We start from the raw sequence: 25505 nt of genomic DNA, 5'->3' as shown, positions 1-25505 counted from the left end.
TTAATATAGAGAGAAGGAAAGAACGGTTTTTTTCTATATGAAAAATCGTTTTAAATTTGTATGGGAGGTTTCCAATTTGGAGAAAAAGGTTGTATTAGTCGATGGGAATAATATCGCGTATCGTGCTTTCTTTGCACTGCCGCTTTTAAATAACGACAAAGGTATACATACGAACGCAATTTATGGTTTTACGATGATGCTAATGAGAATATTAGAAGAAGAAAAGCCAACGCATATGCTTGTCGCATTTGATGCAGGCAAAACAACATTCCGTCATAAGACATTTAGTGAATATAAGGGAGGTCGTCAAAAAACGCCACCTGAGCTTTCAGAGCAATTCCCGTTTATTCGCGAACTGTTAGACGCGTTTCATGTACCGCGCTATGAATTAGAGAATTATGAAGCGGATGATATTATGGGTACGCTAGCGAAAGAAGCGAGTGAACAAGGTGCTCATGTTAAAGTGATTTCTGGAGATAAAGATTTACTACAGCTTGTTTCTGATAACACGCTTGTATGTATTCCGCGTAAAGGAATTACAGAGGTAGATGAATATACGAAAGAAGCTCTATTTGAAAAATATAGTTTATCACCAAAACAAATTATTGATATGAAAGGTTTAATGGGAGACCAATCTGATAATATTCCTGGTGTACCGGGTGTTGGTGAGAAGACGGCGATTAAATTGTTAACGCAATTTGAAACGGTAGAAGCTGTGTATGAGAACCTAGACAAAGTGAGCGGAAAGAAATTAAAAGAAAAATTAGAAGAAAATAAAGAGCAGGCACTTATGAGTAAAGAGCTTGCGACGATTATTACTGATGCCCCAATTACAGTACATGTAGATGATATTGAATATAAAGGATATGAAGCAAGCGACGTTATCCCGATGTTCGAGAATTTAGGGTTTACTTCTTTATTAAATAAACTTGGGGCTACTCCTATAGAAACAGCTCCAGCTGAACTAGATGATATTTCATTTGATATTGCTGAGGAAGTCACAGAAGAAATGCTTCAGCAAGATAGTGCAATCATCGTGGAAGTACAAGAAGAAAATTATCATAAAGCCGACATTCAAGGATTTGGTATTCAAAATGAAAATGGTTGTTATTTCATTCCATCAGATGTTGCGCTTCAATCTGAAGCTTTTACGAAGTGGCTTGCAAATGATGAAATGAGAAAGTATACATTTGATGCAAAACGTGCAATTGTTGCGCTTAAGTGGAAAGGTGTAGAAATCAAGGGGATCGACTTTGATTTACTAATTGCCGCTTATTTACTTGATCCAGCTGATACAGATAAAGATTTCCGTGCCGTAGCGAAAATGAAAGAAACGCATGCTGTTAAATCGGATGAAGAAGTATATGGAAAAGGGGCAAAACGTGCGGTTCCAGAGCAAGATATAGTGGCAGAACACGTAGCTCGTAAGGTTCATGTATTATATGATGTGCAACAAACATTTGTAGAGGAACTAGAAAAAAATGAACAGTATGAACTGTTTACAGAGCTCGAAATGCCACTTGCTCGCGTGTTAGCTGAAATGGAAGTAAAAGGTGTTATGGTTGATACAGAGCGCTTGCGTAATATGGGAGATGAGCTTGCTGGAAGACTCAAGGAAATGGAACAAGAGATTTATGAGCTTGCAGGAACAGAGTTTAATATTAACTCACCAAAGCAGCTAGGTGTTGTCCTATTTGAAACCTTAAACTTGCCAGTTATAAAAAAGACGAAAACAGGATATTCTACATCAGCTGACGTATTGGACAAGCTGATGGACCATCATGAAATCATTCCTAAGATTCTACACTATCGTCAATTAGGAAAATTAAATTCGACGTATATTGAAGGATTGTTAAAAGTTGTTCATGAAGATTCTTCTAAAATTCATACTCGCTTTAATCAAGTGTTAACGCAAACAGGTCGATTAAGTTCTACAGATCCAAATTTACAAAATATCCCAATCCGTTTAGAAGAAGGAAGAAAGATTCGCCAAGCGTTCGTTCCTTCAAAAGAAGGATGGATTATGTATGCAGCCGATTATTCGCAAATTGAATTACGTGTACTGGCGCATATTGCAAAAGACAAAGGGTTAGTAGAAGCGTTCCAGCATGATATGGATATTCATACGAAAACGGCAATGGACGTATTTGGCGTTGGAAAAAATGAAGTAACATCGAACATGAGACGTCAAGCAAAAGCAGTTAACTTCGGAATTGTGTACGGTATTAGTGATTATGGACTTTCACAAAACTTAGGAATTACACGAAAAGCAGCAGGGGAATTTATTGAAAAGTATTTCGCTAGCTTCCCTGGCGTGAAAGAATATATGGATGAGATTGTACAAGAAGCAAAGCAAAAAGGGTACGTTTCTACATTATTAAATCGTCGCCGCTATATTCCAGAAATTACGAGCCGTAACTTTAATTTACGCAGTTTTGCAGAGCGTACTGCAATGAATACACCAATTCAAGGCAGTGCGGCAGATATTATTAAAAAAGCGATGATTATTATGGCAGATCGTTTAGAAGAAGAAGGATTACAAGCGCGTCTTCTTCTGCAAGTACACGATGAATTAATCTTTGAGGTGCCAAAAGAAGAAGTAGAAAAACTAGAGAAGCTTGTACCTGAAGTGATGGAACATGCGATTGAACTTGTAGTTCCGCTGAAAGTTGATTACTCTTACGGTCCAACTTGGTATGACGCAAAATAAGGAAGTGATGAAATGCCTGAATTACCAGAGGTTGAAAATGTTAGAAGGACGCTTGAAAATCTTGTAACAGGAAAAACAATTAAAGATGTAATTGTAACATATCCGAAATTAGTAAAACGACCAGATGATGCAGAACTCTTTAAGGAAATGTTGCGAGGTGAAACGATCGAACGAATTGAACGAAGAGGTAAGTTTTTACTTCTTTATGTAACAAAGTATGTGATTGTTTCACATTTACGTATGGAGGGAAAATATTTACTTCATAAAGGTGATGAGCCGATAGATAAACATACGCATGTACGTTTTCGGTTTACAGATGGTACGGAGTTACACTATAAAGATGTGAGAAAGTTTGGTACGATGCACCTCTTTAAAAAAGGTGAAGAATTTGAACAAATGCCGCTCGCTGATTTAGGACCAGAGCCGTTTGACGTTGAATTGACGCCAGGATATTTACAAGAAAGATTGCAAAAAACAAATCGTAAAATAAAAGTTGTATTGCTAGACCAACGTCTTTTAGTTGGGCTTGGTAATATATATGTAGATGAAGTATTGTTCCGTTCTGGGATTTACCCGGAACGAGAAGCTTCATCTTTAACGAAAGCTGAAATAGAAAAGATTTATGAGGCAACCGTTATAACATTAAGAGAAGCAGTTGAACGCGGTGGAAGTACCATTCGGACGTATATAAATTCACAAGGCCAAATCGGTTCGTTTCAAGAGCTGTTGAATGTGTATGGAAGAAAAGGTGAACCGTGCGTAACCTGTGGTACTGTAATTGAAAAAACAGTTGTTGGTGGGCGCGGCACACATTATTGTCCAACTTGTCAGCCTAGAAGCTAAGAAAGCGATTTTCCAATAACATCGGATAGGCATTTGTCATATACATACAGCAAAGCTGTGTATAGGGAAGGAGCTTACCGATGTACCTTTATTTTTCTCTTGTTTTATTAGCTTTTACATTAAGTTTAGATAGTTGTAGCGTAGGGCTTACTTATGGACTAAGAAGCGTGCGGATTCCGTTTAAATCAATCATAATCATTGGGGTATGTTCGGCAGCTGTGATGCTTGCTTCAATGGGAATTGGACATATGATTGCTAAAGTATTTTCACCTGTTATTGCGACGCGCATCGGTGGGCTTGTCCTCGTTGGTATGGGTGTGTGGGTATTATATCAATTTTTTAGAGGTGATAAAAAAGAGGAACCTCAGCAAGAAGAGAAAATTTGGAAATTAGAAATTGCTTCGCTTGGATTAGTCATTCAAATTTTAAGGAAACCAACTGTCGCTGATTTTGATAAATCGGGCACAATCTCTGGAGGAGAGGCTTTACTTCTTGGTATTGCTCTGTCGATAGATTCGTTTGGAGCTGGAATAGGTGCATCTTTACTAGGATATGCACCTGTAATGATGGCAATATCAGTTGCGATTATGAGTTCTTTGTTCTTATTTATTGGAATGAAGCTTGGCACAGTTTTATCAAGTATGCGATGGTTACAAAAATTCACTTTCCTGCCTGGGATTTTACTCATTATTATTGGAATTTGGAAAATGTAGAAGGCGTGGAACATAAGTTTCACGCCTTTATTGTTGAGGAGGAAGAATGATGACAGTTGTAATTGGATTAACGGGAGGCATTGCAAGCGGAAAAAGTACGGTTTCACAAATGTTTCGTGAACTAAGCATTCCTGTGATTGATGCAGATATTATTGCAAGAGAAGTTGTAGAACAAGGGAAACCGGCATATAACAAAATTGTAGAGGTGTTTGGGAAAGAGATATTGCAAGCGGATGGGGAGCTTGATCGTCCGAAACTTGGAAGTATTGTATTTCATAATGAGGAAAAACGATTGCAGTTAAATGGAATTGTTCATCCAGCTGTTCGTAAAGAAATGAATGATCAAAAGGATATGTACATAAAGGAAGGAATGCAAGCGGTTGTGCTAGATATTCCGCTTTTATTTGAAAGTAAGCTAACGAATCTTGTTGATCAAATTTTAGTTGTAGCTGTTGCGCCTAGTACGCAGTTAGAACGTTTAATGAAACGAAATGGTTTTTCAGAAGAGGAAGCGAAGGCGCGTATTGATTCCCAAATGCCTTTAATAGAAAAGGTAACATTGGCTGATAAAATCATTCATAATGATGGCACAATTACTGAAACAAAAGCACAATTACAGCGCATTTTAAAGGAATGGAACATTATTAACTAAAAAATTGTGAAATTAATAAAAATGCTTAGTGACATATCTTCTTTTTGTGTTATACTATTATTGGGATTAGAGATAATTAGTATAACGCATTCAAGGGGGATAACATATTATGACTCGTGTGGCAATTAATGGATTTGGACGTATTGGTAGAATGGTATTTCGTCAAGCAATAAAAGAAAGCGCATTCGAAATTGTAGCAATCAATGCAAGCTATCCATCAGAAACATTAGCGCATTTAATCAAGTATGATACAATTCATGGCAAGTTTGACGGAACAGTAGAAGCATTTGAAGATCATTTATTAGTAGATGGGAAAATGATTCGCCTTCTAAACAACCGCGATCCAAAAGAATTGCCTTGGAAAGAATTAGATGTTGAAGTTGTAATTGAAGCAACTGGAAAATTTAATGCAAAAGAAAAAGCGATTCTTCATGTAGAAGCTGGGGCGAAAAAAGTTATTTTAACAGCACCTGGTAAAAATGAAGATGTAACAATTGTAGTTGGTGTAAATGACGATCAATTAGATATTACAAAACATACAGTTATTTCCAATGCATCTTGTACAACAAACTGTTTAGCGCCTGTTGTTAAGGTGTTAGATGAGCAGTTCGGAATTGAAAACGGTTTAATGACAACTGTTCACGCTTATACAAATGACCAAAAAAATATTGATAACCCACATAAAGATTTAAGAAGAGCACGTGCTTGTGGACAGTCTATTATTCCTACAACAACAGGTGCTGCGAAAGCACTAGCAAAAGTTCTTCCACATTTAAATGGAAAACTTCATGGTATGGCACTTCGTGTTCCAACACCAAACGTGTCTCTTGTTGATTTAGTAGTAGATGTGAAACGTGATGTAACAGTTGAAGAAATTAATGAAGCGTTTAAAACTGTTGCAAACGGTGCAATGAAAGGAATTGTAGAGTTCAGCGAAGAACCTTTAGTTTCTATTGACTTTAATACAAATACGCATTCAGCTATCATTGATGGTTTATCCACAATGGTAATGGGCGAACGCAAAGTGAAAGTACTTGCTTGGTATGATAACGAGTGGGGTTACTCTCGCCGTGTTGTTGATCTTGTAAAGTTAGTTGTTAGCGAATTAGCAAAACAAGACAACGTACAACATATTTAAGTGAAAAAGGGAGAGGGCAAGCGATTGCTTGCCTTCTTTTTATTTTTTTCTGAAAAGGAAAAAAATTACACGAATATAATTTTTTGAGTGATACATACTTAGAAACATTGTGATTACTGTATTTGCGAATCTTTTATTTTTTTTTGGGAAAAGTAAAGAAGAGAATATGACAAAAAATCGAAAAAACTGTTGTTGCAAAATGAAAATAAACAAAGTATACTAACACTCGTAAACTTAAGAGCTGAGGTACGTAGTCACTACTTAAAGGGTTAGGACCTCTCTGGACTAACTTTCCCCCGTGGTAGTGGAGCAAGCCAAATTGCAAATTAGTTTTCAATTCGAACAGTTAGAATTAAATTTACAAGGGGGAACTGTAGAATGGATACTATGGACACGATGGGTCGTCACGTAATCGCTGAACTTTGGGATTGCGATTTCGACAAGCTTAATGATATGCCGTTTATTGAACAATTATTTGTGGATGCAGCACTAAGAGCTGGTGCTGAAGTGCGTGAGGTTGCCTTCCATAAGTTTGCGCCACAGGGTGTAAGTGGAGTGGTAATTATTTCAGAATCACACTTAACAATTCACAGTTTTCCAGAACACGGCTATGCGAGTATTGATGTTTATACTTGCGGGGATCGTATTGATCCAAATGTTGCTGCAGAATATATTGCAGAAGGTTTAAATGCGAAAACGCGAGAGAGCATCGAGCTTCCTCGAGGCACAGGTAGCTTCGAAATTAAGCATAGAGAAACAAAAGCTCTTTAAAAAAGAACATAATTGATTTAAAATGTAAAGAGGTGTATAATGCACCTCTTTTTTAGTTTATATAAAGTGAAATTTCCATCAGTTGTTTTTTCATTGATGGCTAGACCGCACCAATCGGGCTTTTACGGGCAGTTTTTTATCTCCCGTGCAAGTTTTTTGTTTTCGCCGAATGTTGAGGTGGGAATATCATTACCCGTTAAAGAGGGAGAAAATGATCATAAGTATCGGCTTAAAGTGGTAAGCGCAGACAAATAGGTTATATAATATTGTATATATATTTACGTGTAGGTGAATGGAAGAGAGTACAGATTACTTTGTAAGGGAGTGAATGAGTTGCGTTGTCCATCCTGTTTTCATAATGGCACGAGAGTGTTGGATTCACGTCCAGTAGATGAAGGACGCTCTATTCGAAGAAGGAGAGAGTGTGAAAGTTGCTTACATCGATTTACGACATTTGAACGAGTGGAAGAACCACCTCTTATTGTTGTAAAAAAAGAAGGAACACGAGAAGAGTTTAATAAAGAAAAGATTTTACGTGGATTAATTAAAGCGTGCGAAAAAAGACCTGTATCCTTAAAACAATTAGAAGAAGTAACGCAAAATGTAGAGCGTGAACTTCGTAATTTAGGTATATCAGAAGTGAAAAGTGATATGATTGGTGAGATCGTGATGGAAGCTTTGCGAGATATCGATGATGTTGCTTATGTACGTTTTGCTTCCGTATACCGTCAATTTAAAGATTTAAATGTATTCATTGAAGAATTAAAAGATATACTGCAAAAAGAGAGAGAATAGAGCGCAGTTATAATCTGTAATCGCGCTTTTTCTTTTAATTACTTTACTTTGAAATGATAGAAGAATGTAACCTGCAAATAACGGGATAAGAGAGCTAGAAGCGCAAGCTAATAGCTCTTTTTCACTAAGAAATTATATAGGTAGAACGTGATAAAGCATGAGTTAGAATGGATAAAAGAAAGGAATTGCAAGGATGGAAAAACAGTCATGGATGGAGCTATTGCCAATTGATCGTTATAAAGTAAGTGCAAAGGGATTGCTGCATAGCTACGATCGGAAAGTATTAACGATGTTATACCAGCCGTTAGTAGGTAGCAGAGCTTTTAGCTTATACATGACGCTGTGGGGAGAGCTAGAACAAGATCGTGTGTTTGGAAAAGAGAATACGCATCACTCTCTTATGGTCACAATGCAAATGCAGCTTCCTGAAGTGTATGAGGAGCGAGTGAAATTAGAAGCAATTGGTCTTTTAAACGTATATATAAAAAAAGAAAAAGATATTAGAATGTTTATATATGAACTCCAGCCACCATTGTCTCCAAAACAATTTTTTGATGATATCGTCTTAAGTATCTTCTTATACAACAGGTTAAGCAGAACGAAATACAATCAGGTAAAGCAATATTTCTTAGAAGAAGCGTTTGATTTTACTGTATATGAAAATGTTACGCACTCTTTTAATGACGTATTTGATTCGTTTAACCCAGGACAATTTGAGTATGCGCAAGAAGAACTTCGAATTCCAAATACAACGGTCATGCCTGGCAATACAAAGGGGAATGCTCCAAAGCTTTGGAATGATTTCTTTGATTTTTCTTTATTTGTAGAAGGATTATCAACACTCGTCCCAAGAAAATCGATTACGGATCAAGTACGTGAATGTGTTGTCACACTGGCTTATGTGTATGGTGTTGATGTGTTATCGATGCAAAATATTGTCCTTGGCGCAATGACAGAAATGCAAACGATTGATATGGAACGGCTTCGGAAAGGGGCACGCGATTGGTATCAATTTGAAAATGGTCAAGCGCTTCCTGTATTAAGTGAACGAGTACAACCTCACGCTGCACGTACGATGAAAGAGAAAGAGCCCTCTACGCAAGAAGAGATGCTCATAAAACAGCTAGAAGAAATTTCACCGAAACAATTGTTAAAAGAGATTTCGGGCGGAGCAGAAGCGACAAAAGCGGATTTGCAAATTGTCGAAGAAGTAATGATGAATCAAAAGTTGACGCCAGGCGTTGTCAACGTACTTATTTATTATGTAATGTTGCGTTCTGATATGAAACTTGCTAAAACATATGTTGAGAAGATTGCAGGACACTGGGCAAGGAAGAAGGTGGGCACAGTGTCAGAAGCGATGGCTTTAGCAAAAGAAGAGAATCGCCAATATCAAGAATGGGCTGAGACGAAGAAAAAAGGCCGTGCATTGAAGAAACCAGTACGGAAAGAAATGGTGCCGGATTGGCTTAAGGAAGAAGCGAAAGAAGAATCCAAAGAACAATCGCAAGATCGTGCAAGTTCAAAAGAAAATCCAAGCAAGCTAGAAGAAGAACGAAAGAGACTAGAAGAAGTACTAAAAAAATATAAGCGTGATTAGTAGAAGAGAATGAACGCTCTTTGAGGTGAAAAAATGGAGCATATTCAAAATTCATTTACAAAGTTGATGAAAAACGAAAATTTTAAAAATAGATATGAAGTGTTAAAAGCAGAAGTTATGGCACATCCGCGTGTGAAAGAGTTTATTGAAGAACATAAAGGTGAAGTAACAACTTCTATGATAGAACGAAGTCTAGTGAAATTGTATGAATATATTGGGCAAAGCGTTGGATGCGCAGATTGTCCGAACTTAGAATCATGTAAAAATATGATTCAAGGATACGAGCCAAAATTGATTATTCAAGGTAAGATGATTGATATTCAGTATGATCGTTGTGTGAGAAAAGTAGCTTATGATGAGAGAAAGAAATATGAAAAGTTAGTGCAGAGTGTCTATATGCCAAGTGATATTTTGAAGGCTTCTATGGAAAATTTAGACCCATCGGATTTAGATGCGCGTATTGATGCGATTGGTGCAGCAAATGAATTTTTAAGTGCGTATGAACCAGGGAAAAAAGTACAGGGTTTATATCTCTACGGTAAATTTGGTGTAGGAAAAACGTATCTCTTAGGAGCAATCGCGAATGAATTGGCCTTAAAAAAGGTAAGTTCAATGATTGTATACTTACCAGAATTTTTACGGGAAATTAAAAGTTCACTGCAAAATAACACGATAGGTGAAAAGATTGATGCTGTGAAGCGTGTACAAGTCTTAATGTTAGATGATATTGGGGCGGAAGCAATGTCCAGCTTTGTACGTGATGATGTCCTCGGTGCCATCTTACAATTTCGCATGTTGGAAAACTTACCGACATTCTTTACATCAAACTTTGATTTTAAAGAGTTAGAACATCATCTAACATATACGCAGCGCGGAGAAGCAGAAGAAATGAAAGCGGCCCGTATTATGGAACGCATTAAATATTTGGCGAAACCAGTTGCGATTGGCGGGAAGAATCGTCGTCATATGTAAAGAGCAAGCGCTATGCTTGCTCTTTTTTTATAGTGTTGCTTTTTTTTCAAAAATAAGCTCGAAATATCCAGCGTGCCCATATCCCTTTGTCCCAGGAGCGAAAATTTGTACGAAGCGCCATCCATCTTTGGCATGCTCGGTAATAATTTGTTGATAGTCTTCTTTTGGTTTATATTCCACTAAACCAGATTTTAATTCTACTTTAATAAATTTGTATTCATACATGTATAATCCTACCTTTTAATATTTTAATAGTTAAATTATACAATAAAAACTTGTTATTACTCTGAAAATTCATACGAGCTTGTATCATTTTTTTCTCCCACCCTTAATATATATAAAATTAGCAAGAAATATCGAGTGAAGGCCTTCAGCGATAGGGAACTTGTTTCTGCCTAGAGTGAGACTTCACGAATCGGACTCTTATGGGATTTGTGTCTCACTTATTTTTAAGTTGGGAGATTACTTTCCTTTAGAGCAGGGATAAAAGGGGGGATAAAAGTGATTGAAATTTGCTTCGAAGAAAAAAATGATGCTGGGTATGTATATCAACAACTAATGGGGAGAACGAAAGAATTGTATAAAGAAACGAGTGTTTATTTATATGAACAGAAGGTCGTTATCCATATCCCGATATGTGAGTCATATTATATTGAGAAGGTCCTAATACCAGTACTTCTTTATTTTATTGTAAATATAAAACAAAATGAGTGGCTTCGTGCCATTTTGAAAGAGAAGTTTTTTTATGAGGAACAAGAAGAATGCCATCAAATTTTACATATGGCACACGAGATTTTAAAGGGGAAGCGAAAAGGAATTGCTCGTGATTTAACACGTAACAAAATTGAGTCTCGTATTGTGTCTTCTTTAAAAGGTTGGCTAAGTGACCCGTTGTCATTTTCATTTTCATCGTATGTTCGTTTTCGCCTTCGTACATACCGGGAGATGGTGGCTCGGCTTGCTGAAGTGGCGATTGATGAATATAAAATGGAACAGGAATATCAAATGTTTATCGAGATGCTTCGACAGCAAGTAAGCAGCAGGAAGGCACGCTTATCTTGTCTACATCTTGTATTTGATGACAGTTTTATTTTTTATGATGAGAAAGGGGCGCGCTTAAAGCAAGAAAGATTGGTGAAATATATAGATGAAGGATTATTTAAGCAAAAAGATGTATACATTGATACGAAAGTGATTGCACCACTTCTTTCTATTGCGCCAAAAGTGATTTATTTGTATACGAAAGAACAAGATCATAATATGATTGTTACCCTTCAAAATGTATTTCAAGAACGAGTTCAATTATATGCACTGCATGAATTTGAACACAACGTTAAAAATTTAAAAAATAAAAGGAACGCCCTTGATTTTCTAAGTTTTTGAGCATATAATTACCTACATAAATGAAATATATTGAAATGTCATGATGAGGACATGAGTAATTTGCTACGATTCTCAGAGAGGGAAGCCTTAGGGTGTGAGCTTCCTAGTACGGGTTTATTACTTACCACCTCTAAACTTTAGCAGTGAACGTTTTTCTAGTAATTGCTAGCGGCCAACACCGTTATGTTGAACTTGAGCAATTAACGATTTGGTTAATTGGAACAAGGGTGGAACCACGAATTCAACACTCGTCCCTTTTTATGGGATGAGTGTTTTTTATTTTGAAAAAAAGAGGAGTGACCAGTGATGGCAGATGTAGTTAAAATTACTTTCCCTGATGGAGCTGTGAAGGAGTTTCCTAAAGGAACAACAACTGAAGAAATCGCAGCTTCCATTAGCCCAGGCTTAAAGAAAAAAGCTGTGGCTGGAAAATTAAATGATGAGATGATTGATCTTCGTACACCAATTGAAGAAGATGGTGCAGTTTCAATCATTACATTAGATTCTGAAGATGGCTTACACATTTTACGCCACTCAACAGCCCATCTTTTAGCACAAGCGTTAAAACGTTTATATAAAGATGTGAAGCTTGGTATTGGTCCAGTAATTGAAAACGGCTTCTACTACGATATCGATATGGAAGAAGCAATTACAGTTGAGGACTTCTCAAAAATTGAAAAAGAAATGCAAAAGATTGTGAACGAGAACTTAGAAATCGCTCGTCATGAAGTACCACGTGCTGAAGCGCTTCGTCGTTACGAAGAAATCGGCGATGAGCTGAAATTAGAATTGATTAACGATCTTCCAGAAGAAGCAGTTATTTCAATTTATGAACAAGGCGAATTCTTCGACCTTTGCCGTGGTGTTCACCTTCCATCTACAGGGAAAATTAAAGTATTTAAATTGTTAAGCGTTGCAGGTGCTTACTGGCGCGGCGATAGCAACAATAAAATGTTACAACGTATTTACGGTACTGCATTCGTGAAAAAAGCAGAATTAGATGAGCACCTGCGTATGCTTGAAGAAGCGAAAGAGCGTGATCACCGTAAATTAGGTAAAGAGTTGAAACTATTTACAAATAGTCAAAAAGTAGGACAAGGCTTACCGCTTTGGTTACCAAAAGGTGCAACAATTCGCCGTATTATCGAGCGTTACATTGTTGATAAAGAAGCAAGCTTAGGATATGACCACGTATATACTCCAGTACTAGGAAGCCGAGAGCTTTATGAAACTTCTGGTCACTGGAATCACTACCGAGATGGCATGTTCCCATCAATGGAAATGGATAATGAGGAATTAGTACTTCGTCCGATGAACTGCCCTCACCATATGATGGTTTATAGACACGATATCCACAGCTATCGTGAATTACCAATCCGTATTGCGGAGCTTGGAACAATGCACCGTTATGAAATGTCTGGTGCATTATCTGGATTACAACGTGTACGCGGAATGACTTTAAATGATGCACATATTTTCGTTCGTCCAGATCAAATTAAAGAAGAGTTAAAACGAGTTGTAAACTTAGTACTAGAAGTATATAAAGACTTCGGTTTAGAAAACTATTCATTCCGTTTATCTTACCGTGATCCAGAAGATACTGAAAAATACTATGCTGACGATGAAATGTGGGAAAAAGCACAAGGTATGTTAAAAGAAGCTATGGATGAAATGGGTCTTGAGTACTATGAAGCTGAAGGTGAAGCAGCATTCTACGGTCCAAAACTTGACGTTCAAGTTCGTACTGCACTTGGAAAAGACGAAACACTTTCAACTGTACAATTGGACTTCTTACTTCCAGAACGCTTTGAATTAACTTATGTTGGTGAAGATGGTAAACCTCATCGTCCAGTTGTAATTCACCGCGGTGTTGTATCAACTATGGAACGTTTTGTTGCCTTCTTAATCGAAGAGTACAAAGGTGCATTCCCAACATGGTTAGCACCAGTTCAAGTACAAGTAATTCCAGTTTCTCCGCAAGTACACTTAGACTATGCGAAGAAAGTACAGGAAGATTTACAACGTGCTGGTATCCGTGTAGAAGTAGATACTCGTGAAGAGAAAATCGGTTATAAAATCCGTGAAGCACAAATGCAAAAAATCCCGTACATGCTTGTAGTAGGTGACAATGAAGTTGCTGAAAACGGCGTAAATGTACGTAAATATGGTGAACAAAAATCAGAAACAATCGCATTAGATGCTTTTGTTGATATGATTAAAGTAGAAGGAAAACGCTAAGAAAGAGCCGCGGCTTTCTTGTATTTTACGAGTAATTGAAGTTAGAAAAAATAACCAAACAATACTTATCATAAAAAAGTATTGCATGTATTCGTGTTGTTTGTTACAATATTTCTTGTTGTTAGTAAAACGCGTCTTCTTGACAGACGTTATATCCTATGGTAAACTCATCAAGGATAATAGAATATTGTTTTGTAGAACAAGTAGAAGCACCCGCTTCTCACCTGATTGACGCATTCGCAGTTAGCAGGTAAATGTATTTCTTACTAAAGAGATTACAAGTGTGGGTGCCGTGTGCCCGCACTTTTTTTGTTCGGGTTCTATGATTACAAAACATATTCTGAGAAAACCTTGGAGGTGGCTTACTATTAGCAAGGATATGATGATTAACGAGCAAATTCGTGCACGTGAAGTACGTTTAGTTGGTGCGAATGGTGATCAACTTGGCATCAAGTCTCGTAATGACGCTTTAGACTTAGCTGCAAATCTTAATCTTGATTTAGTATTGGTTGCTCCAAATGCGAAACCGCCAGTATGCCGCATTATGGACTACGGTAAATTCCGCTTTGAGCAACAAAAGAAAGAAAAAGAGCAGCGTAAAAATCAAAAAATAATTAGCATGAAAGAAGTTCGTTTAAGTCCAACAATTGATGAACACGACTTCAATACAAAACTTCGTAATGCTATCAAGTTTTTAGAGAAAGGCGACAAGGTTAAAGCGTCAATTCGCTTTAAAGGACGTGCCATTACTCATAAAGAAATCGGTCAACGTGTTTTAGATCGCTTCTCAGAAGCTTGTGCTGAAGTTAGTACAATCGAATCTAAGCCTAAAATGGAAGGACGCAGCATGTTCTTAGTTTTAGCACCGAAAAACGATAAGTAATAGATAGAGGAGGAAATACCTATGCCTAAACAAAAAACTCATCGCGGCGCTGCAAAGCGTTTCAAAAAAACTGGATCTGGTAAACTTAAGCGTGATCACGCTTATACTAGCCATTTATTCGCTAACAAATCTACAAAAGCTAAACGTAAACTACGTAAAGCTGGTTTAGTAAGTGCTGGTGACTACAAACGTATTCGCCAAATGCTTGACAACTTAAAATAAGTTCGGTTGATATATAGAACACATTAGGAGGTAATATTATGCCAAGAGTAAAAGGTGGTACAGTTACTCGTAAACGTCGTAAAAAAATGATTAAACTAGCGAAAGGTTACTACGGTTCTAAAAATACTTTATTCAAAGTTGCTAACCAACAAGTAATGAAGTCTTTATTATATGCGTTCCGTGACCGTCGTCAAAAGAAACGTGACTTCCGTAAATTATGGATCACTCGTATTAACGCAGCAGCTCGCATGAATGGTCTTTCTTACAGCCGTTTAATGCACGGTTTAAAACTTGCTGGTATCGAAGTTAACCGCAAGATGCTTGCTGACGTAGCTGTTCATGACGAAAAAGCTTTCGCTGAATTAGCAGCAGTTGCAAAAAGCAACTTAAAATAATTGATTAAAACCTTAGAAGATTTTCTTCTAAGGTTTTTTTATTTGTTTGAGAGTAAGAGTTAGGAAGCGGGAAAGATTAACAGACGTGTTGTGATCGATATGAAAAAAGAATCTTAATATAATATGCAAAAAGCTAGGGGAGAATCTTCTAGCTTTTTCGATATAATGTTACATGTATTATTTTGAAAATTTTAAAATAAATGGTAGATTTAGGGTTGGTCTTGTACTAATATGTAAATGAAAACCTTTTCAAAAACCGAGTGAGGGAGGAATTCATTTGAAAGCAGCTGTTGTGAACCAATTTAAAGAGCAATTAGAGGTAAAAGATGTCCCAAAACCAAAGGCAGGAACGAACGAGGTGCTTGTACATATTCAAGCATGCGGCGTTTGCCATACAGATTTACATGCCGCGCATGGTGACTGGCCAGTAAAACCAAAACTACCACTGATTCCAGGCCATGAAGGTGTTGGGATTATAGAAGAAGTAGGAGAGGGTGTTACCCATCTTAAAGTTGGAGACCGCGTTGGAATTCCGTGGTTATATTCAGCATGTGGTCATTGTGAATACTGTTTATCTGGCCGTGAAACTCTTTGCCTAGATCAGCATAATGCAGGGTACTCAGTTGATGGAGGTTATGCAGAATATTGTATAGCAGCAGCTGATTATGTAGTGAAAGTACCAGAAAACTTAAGCTCAGTTGAAGCAGCGCCTTTGTTTTGCGCAGGTGTAACAACATATAAAGCCTTAAAAGTATCAGAGGCAAAGCCTGGACAATGGGTAGCTGTTTTTGGAATCGGTGGTTTAGGACATTTAGCAATGCAGTATGCAAAAGCAATGGGATTACACGTAGTGGCAGTTGATACAGTTGATGAAAAGCTTGAACTCGCAAAAGAACTCGGTGCAGATTTAGTTGTAAATCCATTAAAGGAGGATGCTCCACTTTGGATTCATGAAAAGGTAAATGGTGTACATGCTTCTATTTGTACGGCAGTTTCAAAGCCAGCATTTGACCAAGCATATCGCGCAGTTCGTCGTGGCGGCGCATGTGTAGCGGTAGGATTGCCGCCAGAAATGATGGAAGTGCCAATCTTTGATACAGTATTGAATGCGGTAAAAATTGTTGGTTCTATCGTTGGAACACGTAAAGATTTACAAGAAGCGCTCCAATTTGGCGCAGAAGGAAAAGTAAAAGCAATTATCGAAACACGTCACCTGGATGAAATTAATGATATTTTCACGGAAATGGAAGAAGGAAAGATTAACGGACGTGTTGTACTTGATATGACAAAAACGGTATAAAAGTTGTACTGATATAGAAGAATATACAGTAAAAAAAGTCGGAGGAAATTCCTCTGACTTTTTTACTGTCGTTTTAAACATGAAGAAAGGTATCTTTCCTAGTATAAACGACACTGCTATAATGGAAAGATGATATGCAGCTTTCATCATATAAATAATCTGTTTGGCGATGATTGAAACGCATTCAGGATTTAAGGACAAGCTACCCATTAAAGGAATAGGGAGCTGACTTGTTAACAAAGATGACAATTCATTTTGAGATGAAACAGCATTGTTGAAAATTTGATGCAATGTTGAAGGAGGACAATAGAATGGATTTACTACAACTATTTAAATTACAAAAAGAATTAGATGATCGTATTGCAAAAGAGCATGATTTACAACCGAAGAAATTATTAAAAGAAAAAATGCTAGCACTTCTTGTTGAAATTGGAGAGCTTGCAAATGAAACACGTTGTTTTAAGTATTGGAGTACAAAACCAGCATCTGAGCGTGAAGTTATACTTGAAGAATATGTAGATGGGTTACATTTCATTTTATCAATTGGAATCGATTTAGGTATTGATAAAAACTTCTTGTTTTATAAATGTGCCCAAACAAATAAAACACAAGTTGAAATATTTTTAGACACGTATGCGAAAGTCATTCGTTTTACGGATCAACCATCTATTACAAATTATATTGAACTATTTACAAGCTATCTTCGCCTTGGACAGGCTCTTGAATTTGATCAAGAAGAAATTGAAAAAGCATATTTAGATAAAAATCAAGTAAATCATCAACGTCAAACACAAGGATACTAATTTAGTTTTTGAATATTTCAATTTATTTATTGTATAATAAATTGACTGAAGAAAAAGGAGGGTGTTGGCAATGACAAAATTAGACGCGACATTGACAATGCTAAAAGAGTTAACAGATGCACGCGGGATTGCGGGTAACGAGCGCGAACCACGTGAAGTGATGAAGAAGTATATCGAACCGTTTGCAGATGAACTTTCTACAGACAATTTAGGAAGCTTAGTTGCGAAAAAAGTTGGGGAAGAAAATGGTCCGAAGATTATGGTAGCTGGTCATTTAGATGAAGTTGGCTTCATGATTACACAAATCGATGACAAAGGTTTCCTTCGTTTTCAAACGGTTGGTGGCTGGTGGTCACAAGTTATGCTGGCACAGCGCGTAACAATTGTAACGCGTAAGGGGGATGTAACTGGTATAATCGGTTCAAAACCACCGCACATTTTACCAGCAGAAGCTCGTAAAAAACCAGTAGAAATTAAGGACATGTTCATTGATATTGGTGCTTCTAGTAAAGAAGAAGCAATGGAATGGGGCGTAAGGCCAGGGGATCAAGTTGTACCATACTTTGAATTCCAAGTCATGAATAATGAAAAGATGTTACTTGCAAAAGCATGGGATAATCGTATTGGTTGTGCAATTGCAATTGATGTATTAAAACAATTAAAAGATGAACAACATCCAAACGTTGTATACGGCGTTGGAACTGTACAAGAAGAAGTAGGTCTTCGCGGTGCGAAAACATCTGCAAATTACATTAAACCAGATATTGCATTTGCAGTAGATGTTGGTATTGCTGGTGATACACCAGGAGTAACAGAAAAAGAAGCGCAGAGTAAAATGGGCGATGGACCACAAATCATTTTATATGATGCGTCTGTCATTGGGCATACAGGTCTTCGTAATTTTGTAGTTGATGTTGCGGATGAATTAGGGATTCCATATCAATATGATTCTGTAGCTGGCGGCGGAACAGACGCAGGCGCAATCCATGTTTCTGTAAATGGTATTCCGTCTATGGCGATTACGATTGCAACTCGTTACATTCACTCTCATGCGGCAATGTTACACCGTGATGATTATGAAAATGCAGTGAAGCTAATTGTAGAAGTTATTAAACGTCTTGATAAAGAGACTGTACATAACATTACATTTGATTGATATAAGAAAGAGCGAGAGGGCATTCCTTTCGCTCTTTTTCATTTAAATGACTAATTTAGTCCAGCTGCTGTATATGGACCTAAAATAATTAAACGAGATAGCTGCAAGGCCATATAATGAGGCGTATATGGCATATTTTGCTTTAGCCAAGAAATGACCATTCCTAAATGTGCACCTGTTACATAACTAATGAGGATATCACGCGGTACAACTAACTTCTCTTCATTTGGTTGTGAAATTGAAAGGCTAAGAAGTAAATTCGTTTGAATTGCTTTCATCATTTGAGAGGAAAACTTCGGAATCCCATTCTCTCCAAGCATCACTTGATAAAAGAAAGCATTCTCAGCAATATGACTAAACAAAGATAGAAAGACAGGATGAGGAGTATCAAGGGTAAGTTTAAACTCACTCTTATCTAAATTTTTCGGTTTAAGAATGTCTGCTAATGTTGTTAATATTTCTTGGATGCTTTTATCTAGTAGATCATATTTGTCATAATAATGGCTATAAAAGGTTGCACGGTTTACAGTTGCCTTTTCAGCAATATCCTGAACTGTAATGCTATCGAAACTTTTTTCGTGTATTAAAGATATAAGGGCATCACGTATTGCTTGTCTCGTTCGTTTTACGCGTGGATCGTTTGAATTTTTAATAGACATTTTCGCTCTCCTTGCTGAATTTTATTCCCTTAAACAACAGATATATAGTGTAATGTTGGATAACCAACATATATGTCTAAATTGTCGGTTGTAGATTTAAAATAATTATTTATAATTATAAACGATATTCCTTTAGAAAACAGCACCACTCGCATACAGACAAAAAAACTGTTTTGTCATGCAAAAGGTGTGCTTTTTTTGGTTAATGGTTAATATAATTAACAATTAACGAATATAAACAAAAGGAATATAAATAGTTTAGAAAAAAATTATATGCGATATAAGGAGAGGAAAGCAATGAATCAGTTTCGAAGAATGGTAATTATCAACATTATCACATTAATTGTATTAGTTGGCGGCGGTATTGGCGGTTATTACTACTACAACCAATCTGCAAATTATTTAAAAACGGATAATGCAAAAATTGATGGGAAAGTAATCCCAATTGCATCACCAGTAGCAGGGAAGTTAACAGAATGGAAAGCTGAAATAGGTAAGAATTACAATGAAAGCGATAAATTGGGTGCTGTTTCTGCATTAGGCCCAAATGGTGAGCAAACGGTGGATGTAACAATTCCGAAAAGTGCGACAGTTGTTCAATCAAATGCAACAACAAATGCTTTTGTTGGAGCAGGTAGTCCAATTGCGTATGCATATGATCTGAATGATTTATGGGTAACAGCAAATATTGAAGAAACAGATATTGATAGTGTACACAAAGGTCAAGAAGTAGACGTGTATGTAGATGCATATCCTGATACAACGTTAACAGGAAAAGTAGAACAAGTTGGTTTAACAACAGCAAATACGTTCTCTATGCTACCATCAAGCAATGCAACAGCAAACTATACAAAAGTAACACAAGTTGTACCAGTTAAAGTTTCTTTAGATCATAGCAAATCAGTAAATATTGTTCCTGGAATGAATGTGACAGTTCGTATTCATAAGTAAGGGGGGAGATAAAATGTCCTCAGCTTTAATTGTAGGATATGCACTATTTTGTATTATCGTCTTCTTCCTTGTAAATCGTCTTTTTCGAAAGAAAAAAACGAACGTGGGAGAAGAACGGGTCCCAGCGGTAAGTAATATAGAAACAAAGCAGCCAGAACAAGAATCTTCAAATGTCGTAGAATTAGAAAAAACAAAACAAGAATCAGTGAAGATTGAAAAAGTAAAAGCAAAACAACAGCTACCAGTAGAGAATGTAAATGTAAAAGCAGTTGTAGCGGTATTAATTCTCGGTATGTTCGTGTCGATTTTAAACCAAACAGTCATTAATGTTGCTTTGCCGTCATTAATGAATGAATTTAACGTATCCACTTCAACGGCACAATGGTTAACAACAGGATTTATGCTTGTAAATGGTATTTTAGTACCGATTAGTGCGTTCTTAGTTTCTCGGTTTACGTACCGTAAACTATTCGTAGCAGCAATGTTGTTCTTCACAGTAGGTTCTATCATTTGTGCTATATCTGGAAGCTTCACTATGATGATGACAGGACGCGTAATTCAAGCAGTTGGCGCAGGGATTTTAATGCCAGTTGGTATGAATATTTTCATGACTTTATTCCCGCCTCATAAGCGCGGAGCTGCGATGGGATTACTTGGGGTGGCAATGATTTTAGCACCAGCTATCGGGCCCACTGTAACAGGTTGGGTTATTGAAAATTACAATTGGAACTTAATTTTCTATGCGATGTTTGTCATTGGTTTACTGGTTACATTGTTATCTGTAAAATTCTTTACAATAGCTCAGCCAGTTTCTAAAACAAAGTTAGATATATTTGGCGTTATTAGTTCAAGTATCGGGCTTGGCAGCTTACTGTATGGATTTAGTGAAGCCGGAAATAAGGGCTGGAGCAGTGCAGAAGTTGTGATTTCACTTATCATTGGTGTAATTGGTATAGCGTTATTTATTTGGAGAGAGATGACGACGAATAATAAGATGCTTGATTTACAAGTATTTAAATATCCAACGTTTACTTTCACATTATTAATTAACGCAATTGTAACGATGGCACTTTTTGGAGGTATGTTATTACTTCCTGTATATCTGCAAAATATTCGCGGCTTTACGCCAATTGAATCAGGTTTATTGCTCCTTCCAGGATCATTAATTATGGGGATCATGGGACCAATTGCAGGGAAGTTATTTGATAAGTATGGCATTCGTCCGTTAGCGGTATTTGGATTGGCTATTACAACATTTGCAACATATGAATTTACTAAGTTAACAATGGATACACCATATAGCGTCATTATGACGGATTACATTATACGTTCATTTGGTATGTCATTTATTATGATGCCAATTATGACAGCTGGTATGAACGCTTTGCCGATGAAATTAATTTCTCACGGTACAGCGACGCAAAATACATCAAGACAAGTAGCTGGTTCAATTGGTACAGCGATCTTAATTACAATTATGACGCAGCAAACAACTAATCACGTAGCAGATTACGGAAATATGCTAACAAAAACAAACCCAATTTTAGTTGATAAAGTACATGGAATGGGGCAAAGTTTAGCGGGAGTTGCCGGATCAGCACAAGCTGGAGATGCGATGAGCTCGCAACTATTATTCGGACAAATTTCGAAGCTGTCTGCGATTAACGGTATTAATGACGCTTTCTTAATTGCAACAATATTAGCGGGTATTGCTTGGGTATTATCATTATTCTTACCATCAGGCAATAAGCCAAATAAAAAAGCAGAGAATTAATTTCTCTGCTTTTTTGTTTGAGATTCAACTTAAAGAGGACTAGACATGATTTGATAGAAAGTTACCCCAAGGACGCCAACAGAAATCATGATAATCCCCATAATAAGGATGCTCATAATTTTATTACGCATTCCGCTTATGCTAGCTAACGCGCCAGCTAAAGGAAAGATGCTCCAGTACATAGTAGTTGGGATAGGAATAAGTCGTTCCATATCAATCCCCATTCCCCAGAGAATAAAAGGTATAGTTACAAGTGAGAAACAAACAAGTCCCGTGACAATAACAATTACCTTGCGATGCTTCACTCCTGCGATTATTAAAAATATGCCTCCAATAATTCCAGATAATACTAGAACAGGTATAAAGAAAATCCAAAGAAAGATTCCCACTGTTTCCATATCAACATACCTCCTACTTGGTAAGTTATATTTTACGATAGGAGGTTTATTTTGGATATTATTAATTATTTATATGGATTTTGATAGAAATGATTGGTTTAAGAGATGAGAAAAACAAACCGCCATTATATAGTCATAATGGCAGTTTGTTTAATAAAAGAAAGAAGAAGTATTGATAATGATATGAAGTAACATAGCTGGAAGGATAGATTTTGTTTGTTTATATAATAATGCGGCGAATAATCCAGTAATGAATGCGCTCGCCATAACGCCAACTGAATATGTATGAGCGATCCCAAATAATAGACTAGATAACAGTGCAGCTGGCCAAAATGTAAACTTCTCTTCAAAGAAACGTAAAAGAAGTCCTCTGCATACAAGTTCTTCATAAATAGGTGCAATGATTCCAACCGCGAGAATTAATAAGAATTTATAGTGCTCTAAAGTAGCAAAGTCTAGTGCATCTAGCTGTTCTTGTAAGGATTCAGGGAATAATTTATTTAATATAAAGAAATCGATAAAAGTGCCAAGTGCATAATAAATTAGTACATAGATGTACATGCGAAACGTTTTTAAACATTGAAAATCAATAGCCGGTAAAACTAGTTGTCTAAGTGGCATATACTTCATCGTGTATAGTATTAAAAGAAGTAGTGCTACGAATTCATAGCTAATATTTTCTAGCGATTCAAGTAAAGGTATATTTGTATTTGGATTAGCCTGCTCATACAACCAAACTGGGAGCATGGTAAAAGCAGAGTTTATGAGTGGAAAACAGAAAAAGAGAACTAATAAAATTCCAAGAAATTGAAGCCATGATGTTTTCTTACGATAATCTAACTGAGTATGTATTTGCAAAGTAATGCTCCTTTTTCATTTCATAGATTTAATTCTTAACCTCTCCTGGCTATTTGTAGGAGGTAGGACTTCACCCAACTCCGATGGATGTTTCGTTTTATAAAAACGCAAGTGTATTATTCATAATATGAAATAACATTGTTGGAATAATAGAATTTGTTCTTTTGCACAACACAGCCATCAATAGCCCATAAGGAAAGTTACAACCATAACGCCGAGTGAGTATGTATGTATGTATGTATGTATGTATGAGCAACTCCAAAGATTAAGCTCGTTCCAATTGCTGCAATCCAAAATGGAAAACGCTCTGGGAAGAAGCGAAGGATGATGCCGCGGAAAATAATTTCTTCAAAGATAGGTGCGGATATTGCGTAATAGTTAGAAAAGTAACTTTCGATGTCTTCTGAAAATCAGATAAGTGAAGGCTAATGAAAGTTTCACTTCATATCAGTGCAATTGTGTTGTTCATCATATGAAGTAAAATAGCCGGGACAATAGAATTTGTTTTTTTACATAATATAGCCATAAATAGCCCCAGGATGAACATAGAAACCATGACGCCAGCTGAATACGTATGAGCTATCCCAAAGAGGAAACTAGATCCAAGTGCTGCGATCCAAAATGAAAAACGTTGTTGTAAGAAGTGAAGAATAATACCGCGAACGATAAGTTCTTCGAAAATGGGTACAAAGACAGCGCTGCCTAGCAGTAATAAAGGTTTATATTGTTTTAACATTTCTAAGTTTAAAGCAGAAGACTGTTCTTTTGTCGCATCAGGAAATAGATGAGCAAGTATAAATGCACTAATAATAATATATAATCCATAGAAAAGGAATAAGTATATATACGTACTTAATTTTTTCAGTGGTGTAAAGTTTAGTGTTGGGACAACTAAATCTCTTAATGGTTTGTATGTATAGATTAAAATTAATAAAATAGATAATACAAATAATTCTCTCCCGGAAGTTGTAAGGGATGTAGCGAAGGCGATTTGCTTTTGATCTGTAAGACCTTCTGTATAAATAACAGCAGGGAGGCTTATGAAAAGATCGGCTAGAAATCTTGTTCCCCACATTGCAAAAACAATAGAAAATAGAAATTGTGATAATGACATCGTTCGCCTTTGATCGTAAGTTAGTTGTGTAGCTTGTTGCATAATGAATCACCTATCTTTTTAGTATTTTGCACTTAAATACAATATATAAATTATAAAATATTAAAAAGAGAAAGTCATTATGTAATCTTACATAACTTGCACGATAAAAAATCACCTTAACCCAAGCTAAGGTGATTTTTATTACCTATTTCTTTAATCCTTGCTCAAGTGTTTCTAATCTAGGATACTGAAAATATGTTACTGATTAACAAATTTGCTCCGTTTTTTTATTTACAGAAATATGAGCAGAGGATGTCGATTGTTGTGTTTCTAATTCACGTTCTACCATTCGGTCTAATTGCCTAATTGCTTTCAGTGCTTTTTCATAAGAAATTGTTCGGTAGTGATGTGCTCCTCCTGGCTCTTCGTCCGCTTCGTCTGCCCACTTAATAATATTTTGTAGAGTCGTTCTTTCAAGTGTTTGTTCTAGTAAAAAGGAATCCGTATGCAGGAGAATTGCAACAGAAATTTCCTTTGCTTGATCAGGGTGTTCTCCTAATCGGATGAGCAATTTATGTGCTCTTTCCGCTCCTTTAATCGCATGTATATCATTCTTTTTATACAATTCATAGTCCCATTCTCCGCCTGTGTACCATGTGTGATGCCCTATATCATGAAGGAAACCAGCCTTTGTTGCCGCATCGACTGAGGCGTGATGCTTTTTAGCTAAGTGAAACGCATGGTAAGCGACAGCGATCGCATGGACCATTCCAGAACGGTTTACATATTTTTGTGTAATGTGGTGTTGAAAAATTTGTTCAAGCGTAATACGGCGCATAAAACATTCACTCCTTTTATTCATTGATGTATATGATGGAAATCAATAGATTTAGGTATATTTTGAACATTTTACTCCATCGAGCTGTGTTAGTAAAGTAGAAATGTTTAGGAGAAGAGGCGGTTAAGGAAGTAACAGTTTCTAAGAATGGGGATTCCTTTTCATTGCTATATAAATCCACTTGAATTTTTCAACAAATAAGTCGCTGCTATGCAAACAAAACGTGACCTGCTCTCACTTGCTCCCTTTGTTTTAAACCTTGCATGTGGCAGGAAAAGGCCCTGACCGTTTCTATGCATGGCAAGGTGCTCTCTCTGCTAAAAAGAAAGGGTTTTTTATGTCTTTTTTATAACGTAA

27 protein-coding genes and 2 other annotated features are annotated in these 25505 nt (G+C 36.7%); of the genes, 19 read left to right on the top strand and 8 right to left on the bottom strand.

The features are described 5' to 3' along the window. The first annotated feature begins 76 nt into the window (after positions 1–76). The 9 genes from polA to dnaI all read left to right on the top strand — a co-directional run bounded on the left by polA (position 77) and on the right by dnaI (position 10194). Complete coding sequence (polA, locus tag COO03_RS17545; protein ID WP_141523131.1) at positions 77–2710, top strand: DNA polymerase I; 2634 nt, start codon at positions 77–79, stop codon at positions 2708–2710. A 12-nt stretch (positions 2711–2722) separates the two neighbouring features. Further along, positions 2723–3553, top strand: coding sequence for a DNA-formamidopyrimidine glycosylase (mutM, locus tag COO03_RS17540; RefSeq protein WP_097898385.1), 831 nt, complete (start codon positions 2723–2725; stop codon positions 3551–3553). An 80-nt stretch (positions 3554–3633) separates the two neighbouring features. Further along, positions 3634–4266, top strand: a complete 633-nt coding sequence (ytaF, locus tag COO03_RS17535; RefSeq protein WP_097898384.1) for a sporulation membrane protein YtaF — start codon at positions 3634–3636, stop codon at positions 4264–4266. Positions 4267–4315: 49 nt separating this feature from the next. Beyond that, entirely contained in the window at positions 4316–4918 is a 603-nt protein-coding gene (gene coaE / locus COO03_RS17530; protein WP_097898383.1) for a dephospho-CoA kinase, read from the top strand. Positions 4919–5027: 109 nt separating this feature from the next. Beyond that, a complete protein-coding gene (locus tag COO03_RS17525) occupies positions 5028–6056 on the top strand; it encodes a glyceraldehyde-3-phosphate dehydrogenase (RefSeq protein ID WP_097898382.1) in 1029 nt (342 codons plus the stop codon). 387 nt (positions 6057–6443) lie between these two features. Further along, complete coding sequence (gene speD / locus COO03_RS17515; RefSeq protein WP_006096185.1) at positions 6444–6827, top strand: adenosylmethionine decarboxylase; 384 nt, start codon at positions 6444–6446, stop codon at positions 6825–6827. Between the two features lie 333 nt (positions 6828–7160). Beyond that, the gene (gene nrdR, locus COO03_RS17505; RefSeq protein ID WP_097898379.1) at positions 7161–7622 is read left to right on the top strand and encodes a transcriptional regulator NrdR; all 462 of its coding nucleotides are present in this window, start codon (positions 7161–7163) and stop codon (positions 7620–7622) included. Positions 7623–7815: 193 nt separating this feature from the next. Beyond that, the gene (locus tag COO03_RS17500) at positions 7816–9222 is read left to right on the top strand and encodes a replication initiation and membrane attachment family protein (protein WP_097898378.1); all 1407 of its coding nucleotides are present in this window, start codon (positions 7816–7818) and stop codon (positions 9220–9222) included. 33 nt (positions 9223–9255) lie between these two features. Next, a complete protein-coding gene (gene dnaI, locus COO03_RS17495) occupies positions 9256–10194 on the top strand; it encodes a primosomal protein DnaI (protein ID WP_097898377.1) in 939 nt (312 codons plus the stop codon). A gap of 27 nt (positions 10195–10221) precedes the next feature. Here the strand turns inward: dnaI and COO03_RS17490 are convergent, their stop codons facing one another. Next, positions 10222–10419 carry a DUF4177 domain-containing protein gene (locus tag COO03_RS17490; protein ID WP_097898376.1) on the bottom strand — a complete coding sequence of 66 codons (198 nt, stop codon included), beginning with the start codon at positions 10417–10419 and terminating at the stop codon, positions 10222–10224. Between the two features lie 276 nt (positions 10420–10695). Between COO03_RS17490 and ytxC the strand changes: the two genes are divergently transcribed. The 8 genes from ytxC to COO03_RS17450 all read left to right on the top strand — a co-directional run bounded on the left by ytxC (position 10696) and on the right by COO03_RS17450 (position 18574). Continuing rightward, positions 10696–11577: a putative sporulation protein YtxC gene (gene ytxC / locus COO03_RS17485; protein WP_097898375.1), complete on the top strand. Its 882-nt coding sequence runs from the start codon at positions 10696–10698 to the stop codon at positions 11575–11577. A 31-nt stretch (positions 11578–11608) separates the two neighbouring features. Further along, positions 11609–11836, top strand: a binding site (T-box leader). Between the two features lie 47 nt (positions 11837–11883). Continuing rightward, the gene (gene thrS / locus COO03_RS17480) at positions 11884–13815 is read left to right on the top strand and encodes a threonine--tRNA ligase (RefSeq protein WP_097898374.1); all 1932 of its coding nucleotides are present in this window, start codon (positions 11884–11886) and stop codon (positions 13813–13815) included. A 195-nt stretch (positions 13816–14010) separates the two neighbouring features. Continuing rightward, positions 14011–14131 (top strand) — a sequence feature (ribosomal protein L20 leader region). A gap of 63 nt (positions 14132–14194) precedes the next feature. After that, positions 14195–14698, top strand: a complete 504-nt coding sequence (gene infC / locus COO03_RS17475) for a translation initiation factor IF-3 (RefSeq protein WP_170958120.1) — start codon at positions 14195–14197, stop codon at positions 14696–14698. Between the two features lie 21 nt (positions 14699–14719). Next, on the top strand, positions 14720–14920 hold the full coding sequence (rpmI, locus tag COO03_RS17470; protein ID WP_012095718.1) for a 50S ribosomal protein L35: 201 nt from the start codon (positions 14720–14722) through the stop codon (positions 14918–14920). Between the two features lie 38 nt (positions 14921–14958). After that, complete coding sequence (gene rplT / locus COO03_RS17465) at positions 14959–15315, top strand: 50S ribosomal protein L20 (RefSeq protein ID WP_097898373.1); 357 nt, start codon at positions 14959–14961, stop codon at positions 15313–15315. 277 nt (positions 15316–15592) lie between these two features. Then, positions 15593–16615 (top strand): alcohol dehydrogenase AdhP, encoded by a 1023-nt coding sequence (gene adhP, locus COO03_RS17460; protein WP_097898372.1) that lies wholly within the window; start codon positions 15593–15595, stop codon positions 16613–16615. A gap of 311 nt (positions 16616–16926) precedes the next feature. After that, the gene (locus COO03_RS17455) at positions 16927–17418 is read left to right on the top strand and encodes a dUTP diphosphatase (protein ID WP_097898371.1); all 492 of its coding nucleotides are present in this window, start codon (positions 16927–16929) and stop codon (positions 17416–17418) included. Between the two features lie 70 nt (positions 17419–17488). Next, positions 17489–18574, top strand: coding sequence for a M42 family metallopeptidase (locus COO03_RS17450; protein ID WP_097898370.1), 1086 nt, complete (start codon positions 17489–17491; stop codon positions 18572–18574). A gap of 50 nt (positions 18575–18624) precedes the next feature. On the opposite strand, the gene COO03_RS17445 is transcribed toward COO03_RS17450, so the two are convergent. Beyond that, complete coding sequence (locus COO03_RS17445) at positions 18625–19233, bottom strand: TetR/AcrR family transcriptional regulator (protein ID WP_097898369.1); 609 nt, start codon at positions 19231–19233, stop codon at positions 18625–18627. 297 nt (positions 19234–19530) lie between these two features. Here COO03_RS17445 and COO03_RS17440 point away from each other — a divergent pair, with 297 nt between their 5' ends. After that, positions 19531–20184, top strand: coding sequence for an HlyD family secretion protein (locus tag COO03_RS17440; protein ID WP_097898368.1), 654 nt, complete (start codon positions 19531–19533; stop codon positions 20182–20184). Positions 20185–20197: 13 nt separating this feature from the next. Further along, entirely contained in the window at positions 20198–21958 is a 1761-nt protein-coding gene (locus COO03_RS17435) for a DHA2 family efflux MFS transporter permease subunit (protein WP_097898367.1), read from the top strand. Between the two features lie 29 nt (positions 21959–21987). Here the strand turns inward: COO03_RS17435 and COO03_RS17430 are convergent, their stop codons facing one another. From COO03_RS17430 to COO03_RS17410, 6 genes are all read right to left on the bottom strand, one after another. After that, complete coding sequence (locus COO03_RS17430) at positions 21988–22356, bottom strand: ammonia permease (protein WP_097898366.1); 369 nt, start codon at positions 22354–22356, stop codon at positions 21988–21990. 150 nt (positions 22357–22506) lie between these two features. Beyond that, a complete protein-coding gene (locus tag COO03_RS17425) occupies positions 22507–23214 on the bottom strand; it encodes a CPBP family intramembrane glutamic endopeptidase (protein WP_097898365.1) in 708 nt (235 codons plus the stop codon). A gap of 97 nt (positions 23215–23311) precedes the next feature. After that, positions 23312–23470: a CPBP family glutamic-type intramembrane protease gene (locus tag COO03_RS28180; protein ID WP_369095938.1), complete on the bottom strand. Its 159-nt coding sequence runs from the start codon at positions 23468–23470 to the stop codon at positions 23312–23314. Next, positions 23415–23540 (bottom strand): hypothetical protein, encoded by a 126-nt coding sequence (locus tag COO03_RS28175; RefSeq protein ID WP_369095937.1) that lies wholly within the window; start codon positions 23538–23540, stop codon positions 23415–23417. Before COO03_RS28175 ends, COO03_RS28180 begins: the two co-directional genes overlap by 56 nt. Positions 23541–23656: 116 nt before the next feature. Further along, positions 23657–24370 (bottom strand): CPBP family intramembrane glutamic endopeptidase, encoded by a 714-nt coding sequence (locus COO03_RS17415; RefSeq protein ID WP_230322545.1) that lies wholly within the window; start codon positions 24368–24370, stop codon positions 23657–23659. Positions 24371–24575: 205 nt separating this feature from the next. Continuing rightward, positions 24576–25148 carry an HD domain-containing protein gene (locus tag COO03_RS17410; RefSeq protein ID WP_097898364.1) on the bottom strand — a complete coding sequence of 191 codons (573 nt, stop codon included), beginning with the start codon at positions 25146–25148 and terminating at the stop codon, positions 24576–24578. Between the last annotated feature and the right edge of the window lie 357 nt (positions 25149–25505).

The organism is Bacillus sp. AFS098217, from assembly GCF_002551815.1.
Classification (GTDB): Bacteria; Bacillota; Bacilli; order Bacillales; family Bacillaceae_G; genus Bacillus_A.
Note: the sequence above shows the minus strand (reverse complement) of the source record. Positions and strands in the feature narration are given on the sequence as shown.

What these genes read in the sequence shown, in the direction of transcription:
- COO03_RS17415 (WP_230322545.1), bottom strand. Translation starts at nt 24,370, where the DNA reads ATGCAACAAGCTACACAACTAACTTACGATCAAAGGCGAACGATGTCA.
- thrS (WP_097898374.1), top strand. Translation starts at nt 11,884, where the DNA reads ATGGCAGATGTAGTTAAAATTACTTTCCCTGATGGAGCTGTGAAGGAG.
- dnaI (WP_097898377.1), top strand. Translation starts at nt 9,256, where the DNA reads ATGGAGCATATTCAAAATTCATTTACAAAGTTGATGAAAAACGAAAAT.
- COO03_RS17490 (WP_097898376.1), bottom strand. Translation starts at nt 10,419, where the DNA reads ATGTATGAATACAAATTTATTAAAGTAGAATTAAAATCTGGTTTAGTG.
- COO03_RS17455 (WP_097898371.1), top strand. Translation starts at nt 16,927, where the DNA reads ATGGATTTACTACAACTATTTAAATTACAAAAAGAATTAGATGATCGT.
- rpmI (WP_012095718.1), top strand. Translation starts at nt 14,720, where the DNA reads ATGCCTAAACAAAAAACTCATCGCGGCGCTGCAAAGCGTTTCAAAAAA.
- COO03_RS17435 (WP_097898367.1), top strand. Translation starts at nt 20,198, where the DNA reads ATGTCCTCAGCTTTAATTGTAGGATATGCACTATTTTGTATTATCGTC.
- COO03_RS17450 (WP_097898370.1), top strand. Translation starts at nt 17,489, where the DNA reads ATGACAAAATTAGACGCGACATTGACAATGCTAAAAGAGTTAACAGAT.
- mutM (WP_097898385.1), top strand. Translation starts at nt 2,723, where the DNA reads ATGCCTGAATTACCAGAGGTTGAAAATGTTAGAAGGACGCTTGAAAAT.
- rplT (WP_097898373.1), top strand. Translation starts at nt 14,959, where the DNA reads ATGCCAAGAGTAAAAGGTGGTACAGTTACTCGTAAACGTCGTAAAAAA.
- coaE (WP_097898383.1), top strand. Translation starts at nt 4,316, where the DNA reads ATGACAGTTGTAATTGGATTAACGGGAGGCATTGCAAGCGGAAAAAGT.
- COO03_RS17525 (WP_097898382.1), top strand. Translation starts at nt 5,028, where the DNA reads ATGACTCGTGTGGCAATTAATGGATTTGGACGTATTGGTAGAATGGTA.
- speD (WP_006096185.1), top strand. Translation starts at nt 6,444, where the DNA reads ATGGACACGATGGGTCGTCACGTAATCGCTGAACTTTGGGATTGCGAT.
- COO03_RS17440 (WP_097898368.1), top strand. Translation starts at nt 19,531, where the DNA reads ATGAATCAGTTTCGAAGAATGGTAATTATCAACATTATCACATTAATT.
- infC (WP_170958120.1), top strand. Translation starts at nt 14,195, where the DNA reads ATGATGATTAACGAGCAAATTCGTGCACGTGAAGTACGTTTAGTTGGT.
- COO03_RS17410 (WP_097898364.1), bottom strand. Translation starts at nt 25,148, where the DNA reads ATGCGCCGTATTACGCTTGAACAAATTTTTCAACACCACATTACACAA.
- ytaF (WP_097898384.1), top strand. Translation starts at nt 3,634, where the DNA reads ATGTACCTTTATTTTTCTCTTGTTTTATTAGCTTTTACATTAAGTTTA.
- COO03_RS17500 (WP_097898378.1), top strand. Translation starts at nt 7,816, where the DNA reads ATGGAAAAACAGTCATGGATGGAGCTATTGCCAATTGATCGTTATAAA.
- COO03_RS17445 (WP_097898369.1), bottom strand. Translation starts at nt 19,233, where the DNA reads ATGTCTATTAAAAATTCAAACGATCCACGCGTAAAACGAACGAGACAA.
- COO03_RS17430 (WP_097898366.1), bottom strand. Translation starts at nt 22,356, where the DNA reads ATGGAAACAGTGGGAATCTTTCTTTGGATTTTCTTTATACCTGTTCTA.